Below are 13,716 nucleotides of genomic sequence, written 5' to 3'. Positions count from 1 at the left end.
TCCAATCATCGTCTCCTCGACAGAAGAGAAGGATGTTGTGCCATGCCGCCTGTAGTACCTCCTTTCCTGATCGGTCTGATCGCCGTATCCCTGGTGAAGAGGCTGGGCAAGCCCTTGGTGCGAGGGGTCGTCAAAGCGTCGGTGGGCCTGGGAATCGAGGTCAAGAGGGCCGTCCATGAAGCCGGCGAGGGAATCCATGATCTCGCTGCCGAGGCGACTGCCGAGGTGCTCGCAGCCCAGACGACACCGGGAGCCGGACACGGTGTCGGCGCCCCGGAGGACGGCACCACGGGCGGGGCCGGAGCGGCCGCCAAGCCGGTGCCCGTAGCGGCAAAGGCCCACGAGGGACGGACCGGCCGTCAGGCCAAACCCGCCGGCAAGGCCCGTAGCGCCGGTTCGGCCGCTGCCAAGGCCCGTAGCGCCGGTTCGGTCGCCGCCAAGGCGCACTGAGTCTGCCCGCCGGCTCTCCGTGTGATTCTGGCTCGTCCCGATGTCACGGCCATGTTTTCGTCTGCGTAACCGGTCGAGACTGCCAAGTGTGGGCCGGAGCAAGCCCGTTCCTTTCCGCGCAAGTCCCTCCGTGAAAAAGTTGGCTTTGTTCCATGGAGTCTTCGGCGGACACAGCGGCCGTTCGTCGGCCCGGCCTCTCGCATGCGACCGCCGCGCCACCGGCGACATGGTGGACTGCGCCGTATCGGCCATCACGACACACCCTGATGGAGGCAGGTCAGATGTATGCGACCGACGCGAAGAAGTGGTTCCGTGTTCACCGGCGTGCGGCGGACCCCAGGCTCCGACTGGTGTGTTTCCCTCACGCAGGCGGCACGGCACAGCTGTTCCACGGCTGGCCCGCGTTGCTGCCGACGGACGTCGAGGTGCTCGCCGTGCGGTACCCCGGCCGCCAGGACCGGCTTGCGGAAGCCTGCATCGAGGACATGGCCACCCTGGCCGACACGATCGAGGACGCACTGCGGCCCTGGCTCGACCGGCCGCTGGCGCTCTTCGGACACAGCATGGGCGCCTGCGTCGCCTACGAGGTGGCCCTGCGGCTGGAGACCCGCGGCATCGTCCCCGAGCACCTGCTGGTCTCCGCACACGAAGCCCCCGGGTGGGCCGAACGCGTCGCGCTGCACGACGCCGACGACGAAACCCTGATCACCCACGTCCGGCACCTCGGAGACCTGCACTCGGAGGCCTACGACATCCCGGAGCTGCGTGACCTGCTGCTGCCCGCCCTCCGTTCGGACTACCGGCTGATCGAGGGCTACCACCCCCCGAACCCGGCTCCGGTCAAGGCGCCGGTCACCGCGTACGTCGGCCAGGACGATCCGAGTTGCGCGCTCGACGGGGTCCTCGCCTGGTCCGGCCTCGCCGCCCCGGGCTCCTTCGAGCTGTGCCCGTTCCCCGGGGATCACTTCTACCTCGCAGCCCGGGAGGCCGAAGTGGTCGCCGACGTGGCAGCACGCCTCGCGCGCGCGTGAGGCGCCGGTCGGGCCCGATGGCGAATGCCCGTACCGAGAACCTGGAAGTCCACGGCGCACACCCACAACTCCCGGGCCGTGCGCGGTCGGTTCCTGGCAGGGGCCGTACGGTGTCGGCGGCTGCCCGGCTGTGACGGAAGGCGGGGTCCCGGCACCGCGCATGGCGCCCGCGGGGTTCCCAGGGGACGATGGTCGTACCGGTCGCTGAGACGTGCGGTGTCCCCGGCAGCGGCCGCGAAGGCTGGGACGGAGAAGGGACCATGCGACCGGGAAGACGTGCCGCCGACGCGATACTCCGGCTGCTCAGCCGCGACTGGGCCGGGCTGGGCATCGCTCTGCTGCCGGCGGCCGCGGGTGCGCGGTGTGTATCCAGGGGTACCGGCCGGCGGATTCTCGGCGGTGTGCTGTGGGCCGTGGCCCTCGCACTCGGTCTCGGGTCGTTCCGCCATCTGGTGCATGTGGGCCGGATACGCGGGAGGTATCCGCCACCCGGGCGAATGGTCGACGTGGGCGGCTACCGCATGCACGTCCTGGCCGAGGGAGACGCCGGACCGAGGCCCACCGTGGTCTGGATGCCGGGCGGACATGCCGGCGGATACGCCATGTACCGGCTGCACGCGCTGGCGCGGGAACAGATGCGTTCGGTCCTGGTGGACCGTCCGGGGTCCGGCTGGAGCGACCCGGGCCCGTTCCCGCGCACGACGGCGGCAGAAGCCGTCGAACTGCTCACGGCGTTGGAACGGGCCGGTGAAAAGGGGCCCTATGTCTTCGTGGGGCACTCGTTCGGGGGGCTGCTCATGGCCAACGCCGCCAGGCGCCGCCCTGACCTGGTGGCCGGTCTGGTGCTACTCGATCCCACCCCGCCCGATGCCGTGGCCTTCGGCCCGGAGCTTCCGGCCCTGCGACGTGCTCCGAGGGACCAGACCGTCCTCGCACTGCGTCACCTCTTCGGCCTCCACCCTCTCGCGGGCAAGCAGGAGACAGACACCTCCGACGACCCGGCGCAGGTTCTCGCCATGATCGAGCTCAGGACCAAGGCGAGCTGCGCCGCGGCATCGATCCTGCGAGAGCTGTCGCCGGACGGCATCACCAGAGACGGCTGGCAGACGGCCGTGCACGACGGCGAGCTCGGCTCGCTGCCCCTTCTTCTCGTGGCGCCACGCGATCTGACGGGCGGTGGCGAGATCTTCGACGCGGTCGACGATCCGGAGGAGAGCGCCCGGGTCCGGCACTTCTTCCTCACCGTGAGAGAACGGTTCCTCGCGGCCTCCAGCAGGGGGCGGAGGGTTTACACCCCAGAGGGAACCGGCCACGACTTCCCGGATCGCGTACCGGAGTTCGTTGTGCAGGTGGTGGACTCGCTGCTGGACCAGTGCGGGCCGGGGGCGCCGAAGCCGTTCTGATCCCGTTGCGCAGCCACGGTCCGCTCCGGCGAGCTTCCGCCCGACCGAATGAACAGCGCCGGCGTCTACGGGCGCATCGGCCAAGGTCCGACTATCGTGTTTTTGGTGGGGGTGACATTCCTGCCCAGCCTTGTCGGCCGGACGGTATCGGCTCGTGCGGCGTCGGCAGTCGTGCTGTGCACACAAGAAGAGGGTTCACACATGCTCCCTGCTGTTCCTCCCTTCCTCGTCGGCGTGATTGCGGCCCCTCTGGCCAAAAGAGTGGCGAAACCGCTGGTGCGAGGGGTCATCAAGACGTCGGTCGGCCTGACCCTTGAAGTCAAGCGTGCAGTCATCGAGGCCGGGGAGGAGATCCAGGGCCTCACCGCCCTGGCTGCTGCCGAGAAGATGGCGAGTTCGGCTCGCACAGGTGGTGTGGAGTCGGCGGCGAGGTGACGGCGCACGGTGCCACGGCTGGCTGAAGTCCGTCGGCCTCGGCCTCGCCGAGGACTGCAACGCGGGCAAGAGGCCCTGCACCGTCGCGGCGGACTCCGCGACTGGCAGTGGAGGTGGTCTGCGCTGGAGTGCCCCGGGCCAAGGCGACCGAGCCCGACGGGCCGACGGAATTCGTGACGCGTACGCGGCCATCCGCAAGGCGGGCTGCCCCCTCCAGGCAGGGAGCCGTCTTCTAGGAGTCCGAAGTGCTGCGTACTCCATTCAAGTCCAAGATCTAACATCTGGGCATTTGTGCAGGTCGGTGGCATGGTCAGGTTTCTCAGGTCAGTAAACGTTGCTGATCTGGTGACCGTCGCTGCGGGGGCCTCCGTGCGGCCTCAGTCCAGCACCTTCAGGGCGCCGGACACAGCGCCCTCGAGGAACTCCCGGTCCGCGTGGGCCTTGCCCATCACACGCATGCCCTGGATGAACGTCGTCAGAAAGCGGGCCAGCTCGGCCGGACGCTTCTCGGCGGCCAACTCACCCCGAACCTGGGCGCGCTGCAACGCTCCGGTCAGCGCGGATTCGACGCTGGCCATGGTCGATTTCACACGTTCGACCGTGCCCTCGTGCGCCGCGCGTTCCGTAGCCGCGTTGACCAGCAGACAGCCGCGCTCGGGGTCCGCGAGGTCTGCTTCGGCCATGGCGAGCAGCGTCTCCCGAAGTGCCGCACGGATGTCGGAGGCGGAATCGAGCCGCTCCACGAGCGAGGCGGCCTGGTCGTCGCAATAGCGTTTCAGAGCCTGGGCGTACAGACCCTCCTTGGAGCCGAACGCGCCGTACAGACTGCCGCTGCCGATGCCCAGTTCCATCGTCAGTTGCGGCAGTGACGTCGCGTTGTAGCCCTGACGCCAGAAGAGGTCCATGGCTCGTTCCAGTACCTGATCTGTGTCGAACTCCCGAGGGCGTGCCATGAAACGACCGTAGCATTTCTGGAATGTTTATTCCAATATCGGGGGGCGATCACCGCTCCAGGGGCAAGCGCGTCCCGGGCCGGCGGCCTCGGCGGCCGAGCGGAACGCGGAGCCGAGGTGTGCCGGAGGGCTGCGCCCCGCTCAGTTCTGAGCGGCCGTGGTGCTGATCGCGGCGGTGATCGGCTGGTCCTCGACGAACGCGTCGAAGCCCACCAGCAGGCCGTCCTTGACCGTCAGGACATGCACGACGGCCGAGTCGAAGGGTGTCCCGGTGGCGCGGCCGGTCCCGCGGGTACGTCCCACAGCCACCACAGTGTCGGCCCCCGCGTCGAAGAACCGCTCGATCTCGATCCGGCTCTCGAGCAGTCGAAGGTGTTCTTGAACAGCGCGGCGAAGCCCAGCAGGCCGGTGTACTCGCCGCCGTAGGCGAGGGCCTTCGTGACATGTATCCGGATCTCGGGGGAGGTGATGGCCGCGAGGGTCGCCCGGTCGGAGTGCAGGAGAGCCTCGTACATCGACTCGGCGACCTGGCGGGGAGTGGGGGTGGAGGTGGCGGGCTCGGACATGGCTGTCTCCTTGGGATCCGGGGTGAACGGCGAAGGGGTGTACGGTCTGCGGGCGCGGGGCTCGGGCGGTTGCCCGCGGCCGGTCGAGCCGGACGCGGATGCGGCGGTGTGTCCGCGGGGTGTTCCTCGAGGATCCGGTGGCCCGAGCGGGCCAGGACCCCTGCTCGCGCGTCCGTTGCGTACCGACCGGCCTGGGCGGCGCCAAGAGGCGAGCGGAAGCCGAAGCCGTGGGTCATGCCGTAGATCTTGGCGGGATGGTCGCATGGAGCGCATGAGTCGATCGACTGCGTCGAGCGGGGCGCGGATCGGGCGTGTGTCCGTTCCGCGCCCCGCGATGCGCGGGTGGCTCCGGGCGGGTGTCACAGGGTCTTGACGAGTCCGCCGTCGATGGTGAAGTCGGCGCCGGTGACGTTGCCGGTGCGGTGGCTGGCCAGTAGCAGGGCGAGGTCGGCGACCTCGTCGGGGCGGCTGAAGCGGCCGGTGGCCAGGCCGCCGAGGCCCGCGACGATGGCCTCACGTGCCGCGTCACGTCCGACCCCCATGGCGTTGGCGACGGTGTCGGCCATGCCGCCGTCGGCCAGCCAGATGTCGGTCTCGACCGGTCCCGGGCTGATGGTGTTGACGCGGACACCCTTTGGGCCGACCTCCATGGAGAGCGACTTGGCGAAGCTGGCCAGGGCGGCCTTGGACGCCGAGTAGTCGACGATGCTCGGGTCGGGCAGGATCGCGTTCACGGAGCCGATGTTGATGATTGCTCCGCGGCTCTCCAGCAGGTGGGGGAGGGCTGCCCGGCTGGCCCGCACGGCGCTGAACAGGTTGGTGTTGAAGGCCTGTGTCCAGTCGTCGTCGCTGACGGACGAGAACCCGCCCAGCCGCGGAGCGACCGAGCCGACGTTGTTGACGAGTACGTCGACGGTGCCGAAGTGGGTGACCGCCGCGTCGATGAGGGCGGCGGCGCCGTCGGCCGTGCTCAGGTCCACCGCCAGCGAGACGAGACCATGCCGCTCGCTCAGCTCGGCGAGCTCCTTGCCAGGGGTGCGTGCGCCTGCGACCACGTGAGCGCCCTCGTGAGCGAAGGCTCGGGCCACAGCCAGGCCGATGCCCCTGCTGGCACCGGTGACGACGACGACCTTGTTGTCGAGTTCGAGATCCATGACTTCACACCTTTTCTGGATTGATCAATACGTAACCCGTGTGCGGAAGGGGGTTCCCTTGCCGCGGTGATGCCACCGTAGCAATAATGGATAGTTCAATCAAGAACTATTTTGGGAGTGGGCGTGGACCTGGACCACCGACCTCCATCGGCGGGACCCGCTGGCCGGGGACGCGCAACGCGCGCCGAAGCTGCGGGAGATGGAGAACGCGGCGCGCGGATTCACGACGAGAACGCCTGACAAGGGGCCGTACCCCTCTCCCGTCGGCGTGATCACGCGCTGGTCGTGATGTTGAGGAGTTCGGCCCGGACGGTCTTTCCGCTGGGCGGGTAGGGGACCGTGTCCCAGTGGTCGGCGAAGGCGGCGACGAGAGGCAGGCCGCGACCGCCCGGCCGGAGCGGATCGAGTGCGGCATCCGTCGGAGGGATGTGTGGGAGGACGTCTCCACGGGGGTCGGTGACTTCGACGCGGAGGCGGCCGGCCGACGGGACGAGGACGAGCGTCAGCCGGAAGCAGCGACCGGACAGACGGCCGTGGAGCACGGCGTTGGCGGCAAGCTCCGCGACGACGTGTTCGGCACGCTCGGTGAGGTCCTGCGGGGCGCCCCAGAGACGCAACTCGGTCACGGTGAGGAGGCGGGCGAGCCGGGCGCCGCGCCGGGTGGACGAGAGAAGTTGCGTGAAGGTGCGCGTGGGGGCGCCGACTTGGGACGTCGCGTGGTCCATGGCGCCAGAGTGCCGGTCGGATGCCAGGGACGGGGAGCGCCGCACCCCGTACACAAAGTGAGCGTACGGACGCGAAGGGTGGACGGTACGCCGGATTCTCCGTCACGCTGGGTGGTGAGCGCGGGACGGCTTGAGGGGCCGTCGTGTGCGGTACGGAGAGAGGGGCGGCGGATGGGCATCGTCGAAGGGGAGGCGTCCGGACACGCCCGCGAGCGGGCGGTTCCGGCGGGGGAGTGGGAGCGGGAGCCTCACCCCTCCGACAGTCTGCGCACGTTCGGCGCCGTCGTCCAGGCGCTGCGCGAGCACGCGGGGCTCAGCCGGGGCGACCTCGGTACGTTGGTGCGGTACTCCAAACACACCGTGGAATCGGTGGAGTTGGGGCGCCGCATGCCGGACGAGGCGTTCGTGGAGCGCGCGGAGGAGGCACTCGGCAACACCGGTGCGCTGCGCAGGTCCGCCCGCCATCTCACCCGGGGTGAAGCGGGGCTCGCCGCGTGGTTCCGGCGGTGGGCGCGGCTGGAGCGGGAGGCGGTGAGCCTGTGTACGTACGAATGCCGGCTGGTGCCGGGGTTGTTGCAGTCGCAGGCGTATGCGCGGGCGGTGTTCGAGGGCACGATCCCACTGCGCACGGACGCGGAGCTGGAGGCCCAGCTCGCCGCACGGATGGAACGGCAGGCGATCATGCGGGACCGGCCCACCGTGCCGTTCAGCTTCATCGTCGAAGAGCACGTGTTCCGGCGGCGGTTCGGGGACGCGGAGGCGATGCGGGAGCTGTACGACCACGTGCTGGAGCGGAGCGCGCCGCGCAACGTGACGTTTCAGGTGGTGCCGCTGGAGGCCGGTCTGCACGCGTGCCTGGACGGGCCGTTGCAGGTTCTGGAGACCCCGGCGGGGCAGCGGCTCGGGTACTCCGAGGGCCAGAAGAACGGGCGGCTCATCTCCGATCTGAAAGAGGTGAGTGTGCTCTGTCAGCGCTATGACACACTGCGCTCGCAGGCACTGAGCCCGAAGGAATCGCGGGACCTGCTGGAGCGACTGCGAGGAGAGCTATGAGCAGCGGTGCGGCGGAACTCGCCTGGTTCAAGTCCAGCTACAGCGGCAGCGAAGGCGACAGCTGCGTGGAGATCGCGATCGCCGAACAAGCCGTCCACGTAAGGGACTCCAAGGATGTGAGCCGCCCGGCCTTCTCGGTGGAGCGGGAGCGGTGGTCACGGTTCGTCGGGTTCGTGGCGGACGCCTGAGCGGAGGTGCGGCGCGCGAACCCGATCAGAAGATCTTGCAGAGCGTCATCGCGCGCATGTCGACATCGCCCGGTGATCCGAGTACGGAGCTGCGGCCCACATAGATGGTGTCCCACCGAGAGGTTCCGACCGGGCAGGATCCGGAGCTGATGAGCAGGCCGCCGGAGAGGTCGGGGCTCGCCGTGCTCGCGTCCGGTATGTCCAGAGTGGCCGGTTCGGCGGAGGCTCCGGGCTCGCCCTGCTCGCCCTTGGATCCGCGTTCGCCCTGTACTCCCGGCACGCCTTGAGGTCCCTGCGGCCCTTCGGGGCCCGCAGACCCCCGAACTCCGGCCGGACCGGTCGCGACGAAGTAGGCGCCGGCCACGGCTCCTGTCGCTCCGGACAGTGTGATGACGGCTGCGACGGCGGCGACGCCGATGGCGAAACGACGACGGTTCGGTCTCATGATCTCATCCATGGTGCGGGGTCTTTCAGCGGCTGGTGTGTCCCAGGGCGGAAGGCAGGCGCCACTGTAGATCGGAGTGCCGACGCAGTGCCATGCGCCAGTGCATGAACACCGCCCCGGCCGGGGGCGCAGGTCGGTCCAGGTTGAACAGGATCTGCGAGTAGAGCGAATGTGGCCGGTCGCGTCGGGGCGCGGTGACCAGTGCGGACAGCGGGGGCATGTCGTCCGGTGTCTCGCGGTCCGCCTCGACCAGTACGGCGATCTTGTCGTCGGGGTGGAGGTTCCTGAGGGAAGCTCCTGTCCGCAGCGCCAGGTCGCCCCATGTCACAGTGCGGCCGTTGCGCGCTGCCCGCTGTAGCGCGACGCGTACGGCGACGGCGTGGCCGCGTATCTGCGCGAGATCGAGACGCTCGGTCGTCCGTTCCAGGTGTCGCCGCCAGCGCGCGATGTCTTGGCGTTCCTCCGCCGCCAGATCGTCTCCGAGGTCTTCGGCGAGTCCCTCGGCGGTCCTGAGTGCGTTGCGCAACTGGTCGGGATGGAGGTCGTCGCCGTCATGGTTGAGCTTGGCGACGAGCGCTGACAGACGCTTCCAGGTCGCGTCCAGCTCGTCGGCTCGTCGGTCCACCAGCCAGTCGGTGAGATCCCGCAGGATTTCGTGGGCATCTGTGGAGGGCGCCGCTTGTTCCACTCGTTCCGCCAGGAGAAGGCTCTTTTCGAAGGCGTCGAGATCACCGGCGTGCCGTGCCTCGTGAGTCAGGTCGATCAGCGCGTCCAACGCGGCGCGGAACTCGGCCTCCTCGCCTCCTATTCGCCCCGGTGGTCGGCGACGGGCTGCATGGCGGGGACGAGACGGCGGGTTCGCCTGGTTGCTTCCGCTGTGCGTCGGGTGGACGGGGAGACGCTCCGGGAGAGGCTGCTCCTCGGGCGTCGGATCGTGTGTGGCGGCGGAGGGCGCGGCGCCGCCCGGGGTCCGGCCGGGGGTTTCGGTCGGGACGCGGTGCAGCGCGCCGGCCTCGACCAGCCATGTGCCGTCACTGTCGAGACGAAGAGTGGCCTCCATGGGCAGGTACGTGTGCTGGTCGTCCGGCGGAACCGCCTGGGCGGGGAGCGACAGGCGGGCGTTGACGCGTAGGGAGACATCGAACCAGCGGTGGGTGTCGGTGGCGTGAGACGGCGCGGCGTCGGTGATGAGGACGGAGGCGGGGGTGAGGGGCAGGCCGGGCGGAGGAAGCTCTGGTTCCGCCGGGACGTCACGGCCTGGAACGATGCCGTTCGGAGTGTGCACGAGACTCGGGGTGACGATGCCTTCGAGAGTGAGCGTGCACTCCGAGAGCGAGGTCCACTCCACGGACATGTCGGGGAACTGAGTCCCGATCTCCACCGCTCGCGTCGCCCCGAGAGACCGGCACTGCACGCGAAGGGCGTACCCGTGTCGCTCGATCTGCCAGTTGGCCAGGAGACTGTCGGGCCCGAAGAGCCAGTCGAGTTCCGGGTGCCGGGCCCGAAGCTCCGCGTCGGCCTGCTCCCACTCGCGCTTCGACCGCCGGGCGAACTGGACGCGTATGAGCCCGCGGTCGGCCTTGTACGACACGTCGACGGCGTCGCGGACCTGGTGCCCCTTGGGCCTGTAGACGGGCTGGACCGCCCGCTGCCCCTGCTCCTTCAGCCAGTCGGCCACGGCTCGCCCGATGTAGAGGTGGTCGGCGCTGTCCTCGCCGATCTCCGCACGGCGGCAGTGCAAGGGCGGCCGGTGCGCGAAGTGGCATTTCTTGTCCGTGTACCGCCTCGGGGTCAGCTTCTTGCCGCACCCGCCGAGCAGGATTCCGCAGTAGAAGTCGTCGCGCGTCCGACCCCGCATGAACTGGTCGAAGTCGTCACGGTCGTACGGTAGGAACGCCGGCCAGTCCGACTCGGCGCGGCCGATGACGGCCGTCTGGACCTTGCGGGTGTCCTCGTCCTCTGCGTACGGCACTCGGGCTCCTGGTAGCGGGTTTTTGGGCGGTTGATCAGGCACTATGCCAGCGGTTGCGGCCGTCGGACCCGGGACCGCAGATCATGGGGGTCCCTGCCCGGCTGACGCCGGTCGCTCCGGGAGGGGAGCAGAACGAGCCGGGGTGGACCGTGCCCACGCTCGTGCCGCCGCCGGTCGGGCCGCCGGAGGAGGACGAGGAGTCGCGGTGCGGGGCGCTGCTGCTGCGGTCCGTGCTGTTGCCGCCGTAGTCGGGGTCGTTGGCCGGGATCTTGTAGGTCGTGTCCTTCTCCGACGGGCAATGCCGCACGAGGTCGGCGTCGGTCCACTGGCCCAGATCGAGGCGGACCGTGGTGGCGGAGTCGACCTTGGTTCCCTTGTCCGGGGACTGGAAACACACTCGCCAGTCGTCGCCGTCCTCCGCGGCTTCTGTGGCGGTCGGAGTGTCGACGTCGAGGTAGACGTCGTCGAGCGTGACGCGGTCGAGGTCGACACCGGCCTGCTTCAGTTCCTCGACGGCCTTGTCGTAGGTGGCGCCGACGACATCTGGCATCTTCGGCCAGGGGAGCGGGCCGCCGTCCTTCTCGGGGCACGGCTCCGAGCTCCTGACGGCCGCGAAGTCGATGTTGTTCGCGGCCGTGGCGGTCTTCTGGAAGCACACCATCCATCCGGACCGCAGGATGATCGTGCGACTCTCGTCAGCCGCGTCATGGTGGGTGGCGGTGTAGCCGGCGGAGCGCGCGTCCTTCTCCGCCTCGTCCAGCGACCGACCGGTGTAGTCAGCGGCCTTGGCGGGCCTGGACGCGCTCGGTGACGCGGAGACGGCCGTGCCGCTCGCGCGGACCTCGTCGCCCGTCTTGGCATCGGCCTTGCCTGTCCCGCTGTCGTCGAGCCGGCCACCCAGGCCCGCGCCGACCGTCAGGAGCAGCAGGGCGCCGAACGTCGCGCCGATCCTCACGAACCAGCGCCACGGTGACAGCACCCACACGGCCACCACGGCGGCGATCATCACGAGGAAGCCCAGGGCGAGACTGAACGCACTGAGCAGGGCGACCAGCGCGAGCAGGCCGAGCATGGCGGGTGTGGTCTTGCACCATGGGCGGGACGGGGCTGGGGTCGGGGTGTTGTACGGGTTCATGTGACGCCTAACTCCTGAAGTGCGGGCCCAGGCACGGTGGCTGGGCCCGCTGAGTCCCTTGCAGGGGCCAGGTTCCGACTGTCAGGCGCTGTGCCTGGGGCCGTGGCCAGGGGGCGGCGTGAGGGTGGAGCGGTAGGTACCGGACTCGCTCTCGACGAGTGGGTTCTCCAGGGTCAGGCCGACGGCGGCCATGCGGTCGTACTCGGCGAGGATCAGGTTCTTGGTGCGGTACTCGCCGTGCGCCTTGGTGTCGTTGTCGCGGGTCCGGTGACGCGGGGACACCGGGCGCCGAGCCCGCCCGGCTGGTGCGGACAGGCTCGGTGCCGTGGTGGGTCTGCACCCTGGGGGCGAAACGACGAGTCGGGCGCCGTGTGTGCCACAGGGGATGGAGAGCTGTTCCTGGCGGGCTACTTCTTGTAGCCGGTGACCTTGGCGACCCACTTGACGAAGTCGCCGGGATCGACGTTGGTGGCGTGGCCCTGGTCCCAGTAGAAGGAGTGGTTGAGGTCGTCGCCGAGGTTGTCCACGGCTGCGGCGAGGTTGGCGGAGATGACGTGCGAGGTGTCGGTGTCGCTGGTGCCCAGGCGGATCCACCAGTGCTTCGACCGGTTCGGGTTGTGCTTCTCCAGCAGGTGGTACATCGGGTTCATGAGCTTCAGCAGCTCGGGAATGTCACTCGCGACCCGCTTGGTGCCGAGGCCCGTGCTGTCGTTCTTCGTGCTGTACGCGGTGAAGTGGCGGGACTCGGTCGTACCGGTGCCGAACTCGTTGTTCTCGCCCGCGGACAGGTCGAAGGCGTCGAAGGCCGGGGTGGTCTTCTTCCGGGCGCCGACATGGGCGAGGTAGTCCTCCCAGGTGAAGGTCGCCTTGCCGCCGGACCACGTGATGAAGGTGTTCTTGCCCAGGTACGTCTCGCGGTCCGCGTCCGACAGCGCGGCGAGGTACGTGGTGGCGGACGCCTGGAGGTAGGTCTTGAGCAGGTAGTCGTCGTAGTTGCGGGCCGTGAGGGCGCCGTACCCGTTGAGGCCGCGCAGCTTCAATCCGGCCTGGTACTCGGCGAACTGGGACTGCAGCTCCTTGGACACCGCCTGGTCGACGGCCTTGCCGGTGGACTGGGTGACATTGGTGCCCCAGTTCCACTCGTAGGCGCCGTCGGCGTGCTCCAGGTCCGTGATCGGGCACCAGGCGCCGGTCGCGAAGACCGCGTCGGAGGCGTCGGCCGCGCCGGCCTCCTTCAGGTACTTGTCGTAGATCTCGCTGTCGCCGGACGCGCCCAACAGGGCGGAGACGGCGCCGCCGGCGCTGGTGCCGGTGGAGACGATCCGGTCGGTGTCGCCCGGGATGCGGCCCTTGTTGGACTTCACGTATCGCACCGCGGCCTTCAGGTCCACGATGACCGCCGGGGCGGTGCCGTAGTAGGTACCGTCGGAGTCGGTGAGGCTGCGGCCACGCGTGCCGGGTTCCACGGCGACGTAGCCCGCCACCAGGGCCAGCTTCGCGAGGTTGACCATTCCGTTGACGGCACCCGTGCCGCCGGCACCTGGCCCCGGGCCGCCCGGCGCCGAACCGCCGGGCATCCCGGACGGCATTCCGGACGGCATTCCGGACGGCATTCCGCCGGCGCCGCCGCCCAGGGAGCCCATCTCCAGCGCGGCCTGGCCCACGCCCGTGGCCGTCGCGACGCTGGACGGCATGTAGGCGCCCACCGCGTTCGCCAGCACGATCGGAGCCCTGGAGGCGTCGACCGCCGTGCCGTCGATCTTGACGGGGACGCTGACGACCAGGCTCTGGTGCTTGTCGTCGCTCGGGTTGGTGACGTAGTCGCGCGGCTTGTAGAAGTGGTAGGTCACCGAGTGCTCGGTGCCGGTCGCGTCAGCGATCGTCTCCGTCACCTCGGTGTAGTCGTCCTTGTCGAAGACGAGAGCGCCGGAGGACGTTGCGGAGTCCTTCTTGTCGCCGGACGCCTGAGCCGTCAGCGCGATGCCACCGGCCGCCGCGACGCCCGTGGCCGCGCCGATCCCGATGACGACGGTCCTTCGTTTGACTGCCCTGCGCTCCATGGTCGCTCTCCTCATCACGTGACTCATCGCTTGCCTGTTCTGTAGGCATTCGCGAAGCTAGTGATGTTTCGCATGGATCGTCAACAATTTCGTCGACTTCTCAGGGAATCCTCAGTTATATTTTTCAACCTGTGAAAAATATAGTT

At 69.1% G+C, this 13,716-nt stretch carries 14 protein-coding genes and 1 pseudogene; 6 read left to right on the top strand and 9 right to left on the bottom strand.

Annotation, left to right across the window (positions count from 1 at the left end):
• Positions 1-42: 42 nt before the first annotated feature.
• From OG485_RS05730 to OG485_RS05715, 4 genes are all read left to right on the top strand, one after another.
• Positions 43-450 (top strand): DUF5132 domain-containing protein, encoded by a 408-nt coding sequence (locus OG485_RS05730; protein ID WP_328664917.1) that lies wholly within the window; start codon positions 43-45, stop codon positions 448-450.
• 281 nt (positions 451-731) lie between these two features.
• Positions 732-1,481: a thioesterase II family protein gene (locus tag OG485_RS05725; protein WP_328664916.1), complete on the top strand. Its 750-nt coding sequence runs from the start codon at positions 732-734 to the stop codon at positions 1,479-1,481.
• A 260-nt stretch (positions 1,482-1,741) separates the two neighbouring features.
• Positions 1,742-2,884 (top strand): alpha/beta hydrolase, encoded by a 1,143-nt coding sequence (locus OG485_RS05720; RefSeq protein ID WP_328664915.1) that lies wholly within the window; start codon positions 1,742-1,744, stop codon positions 2,882-2,884.
• A 48-nt stretch (positions 2,885-2,932) separates the two neighbouring features.
• Positions 2,933-3,319, top strand: a complete 387-nt coding sequence (locus OG485_RS05715; RefSeq protein ID WP_328664914.1) for a DUF5132 domain-containing protein — start codon at positions 2,933-2,935, stop codon at positions 3,317-3,319.
• Between the two features lie 377 nt (positions 3,320-3,696).
• On the opposite strand, the gene OG485_RS05710 is transcribed toward OG485_RS05715, so the two are convergent.
• The 4 genes and pseudogenes from OG485_RS05710 to OG485_RS05695 form a co-directional block, all read right to left on the bottom strand.
• The gene (locus OG485_RS05710) at positions 3,697-4,272 is read right to left on the bottom strand and encodes a TetR/AcrR family transcriptional regulator (RefSeq protein ID WP_328664913.1); all 576 of its coding nucleotides are present in this window, start codon (positions 4,270-4,272) and stop codon (positions 3,697-3,699) included.
• A gap of 270 nt (positions 4,273-4,542) precedes the next feature.
• Positions 4,543-5,043, bottom strand: a pseudogene (locus OG485_RS43930) (hypothetical protein); the annotation flags it as partial.
• A 154-nt stretch (positions 5,044-5,197) separates the two neighbouring features.
• Positions 5,198-5,992, bottom strand: coding sequence for an oxidoreductase (locus OG485_RS05700; protein WP_328664911.1), 795 nt, complete (start codon positions 5,990-5,992; stop codon positions 5,198-5,200).
• 272 nt (positions 5,993-6,264) lie between these two features.
• Positions 6,265-6,717, bottom strand: a complete 453-nt coding sequence (locus tag OG485_RS05695) for an ATP-binding protein (RefSeq protein WP_328664910.1) — start codon at positions 6,715-6,717, stop codon at positions 6,265-6,267.
• A 171-nt stretch (positions 6,718-6,888) separates the two neighbouring features.
• Here OG485_RS05695 and OG485_RS05690 point away from each other — a divergent pair, with 171 nt between their 5' ends.
• Together OG485_RS05690 and OG485_RS05685 are read left to right on the top strand one after the other, a co-directional pair.
• On the top strand, positions 6,889-7,770 hold the full coding sequence (locus tag OG485_RS05690) for a helix-turn-helix domain-containing protein (protein ID WP_328664909.1): 882 nt from the start codon (positions 6,889-6,891) through the stop codon (positions 7,768-7,770).
• The gene (locus OG485_RS05685; protein WP_328664908.1) at positions 7,767-7,958 is read left to right on the top strand and encodes a DUF397 domain-containing protein; all 192 of its coding nucleotides are present in this window, start codon (positions 7,767-7,769) and stop codon (positions 7,956-7,958) included. Before OG485_RS05690 ends, OG485_RS05685 begins: the two co-directional genes overlap by 4 nt.
• 25 nt (positions 7,959-7,983) lie before the next feature.
• Here the strand turns inward: OG485_RS05685 and OG485_RS05680 are convergent, their stop codons facing one another.
• From OG485_RS05680 to OG485_RS05660, 5 genes are all read right to left on the bottom strand, one after another.
• Positions 7,984-8,403, bottom strand: a complete 420-nt coding sequence (locus OG485_RS05680; RefSeq protein WP_328664907.1) for a hypothetical protein — start codon at positions 8,401-8,403, stop codon at positions 7,984-7,986.
• 25 nt (positions 8,404-8,428) lie between these two features.
• The gene (locus OG485_RS05675) at positions 8,429-10,375 is read right to left on the bottom strand and encodes a competence protein CoiA family protein (RefSeq protein ID WP_328664906.1); all 1,947 of its coding nucleotides are present in this window, start codon (positions 10,373-10,375) and stop codon (positions 8,429-8,431) included.
• Positions 10,376-10,409: 34 nt separating this feature from the next.
• Entirely contained in the window at positions 10,410-11,510 is a 1,101-nt protein-coding gene (locus OG485_RS05670; RefSeq protein WP_328664905.1) for a Stk1 family PASTA domain-containing Ser/Thr kinase, read from the bottom strand.
• Between the two features lie 81 nt (positions 11,511-11,591).
• Positions 11,592-11,792 (bottom strand): hypothetical protein, encoded by a 201-nt coding sequence (locus tag OG485_RS05665; protein WP_328664904.1) that lies wholly within the window; start codon positions 11,790-11,792, stop codon positions 11,592-11,594.
• 125 nt (positions 11,793-11,917) lie between these two features.
• Positions 11,918-13,570, bottom strand: coding sequence for a subtype B tannase (locus tag OG485_RS05660; protein WP_328664903.1), 1,653 nt, complete (start codon positions 13,568-13,570; stop codon positions 11,918-11,920).
• Positions 13,571-13,716: the final 146 nt, after the last annotated feature.

The organism is Streptomyces sp. NBC_00328 (genome assembly GCF_036139655.1).
Lineage (GTDB): Bacteria > Actinomycetota > Actinomycetes > Streptomycetales > Streptomycetaceae > Streptomyces.
This window is presented reverse-complemented; position numbering and strand designations above follow the sequence as displayed.

Bases quoted from the DNA above. Each gene is read 5' to 3' on its own strand.
- OG485_RS05730 (WP_328664917.1), top strand. From the start codon at position 43: ATGCCGCCTGTAGTACCTCCTTTCCTGATCGGTCTGATCGCCGTATCC.
- OG485_RS05725 (WP_328664916.1), top strand. From the start codon at position 732: ATGTATGCGACCGACGCGAAGAAGTGGTTCCGTGTTCACCGGCGTGCG.
- OG485_RS05720 (WP_328664915.1), top strand. From the start codon at position 1,742: ATGCGACCGGGAAGACGTGCCGCCGACGCGATACTCCGGCTGCTCAGC.
- OG485_RS05715 (WP_328664914.1), top strand. From the start codon at position 2,933: ATGAACAGCGCCGGCGTCTACGGGCGCATCGGCCAAGGTCCGACTATC.
- OG485_RS05710 (WP_328664913.1), bottom strand. From the start codon at position 4,272: ATGGCACGCCCTCGGGAGTTCGACACAGATCAGGTACTGGAACGAGCC.
- OG485_RS05700 (WP_328664911.1), bottom strand. From the start codon at position 5,992: ATGGATCTCGAACTCGACAACAAGGTCGTCGTCGTCACCGGTGCCAGC.
- OG485_RS05695 (WP_328664910.1), bottom strand. From the start codon at position 6,717: ATGGACCACGCGACGTCCCAAGTCGGCGCCCCCACGCGCACCTTCACG.
- OG485_RS05690 (WP_328664909.1), top strand. From the start codon at position 6,889: ATGGGCATCGTCGAAGGGGAGGCGTCCGGACACGCCCGCGAGCGGGCG.
- OG485_RS05685 (WP_328664908.1), top strand. From the start codon at position 7,767: ATGAGCAGCGGTGCGGCGGAACTCGCCTGGTTCAAGTCCAGCTACAGC.
- OG485_RS05680 (WP_328664907.1), bottom strand. From the start codon at position 8,403: ATGAGACCGAACCGTCGTCGTTTCGCCATCGGCGTCGCCGCCGTCGCA.
- OG485_RS05670 (WP_328664905.1), bottom strand. From the start codon at position 11,510: ATGAACCCGTACAACACCCCGACCCCAGCCCCGTCCCGCCCATGGTGC.
- OG485_RS05660 (WP_328664903.1), bottom strand. From the start codon at position 13,570: ATGGAGCGCAGGGCAGTCAAACGAAGGACCGTCGTCATCGGGATCGGC.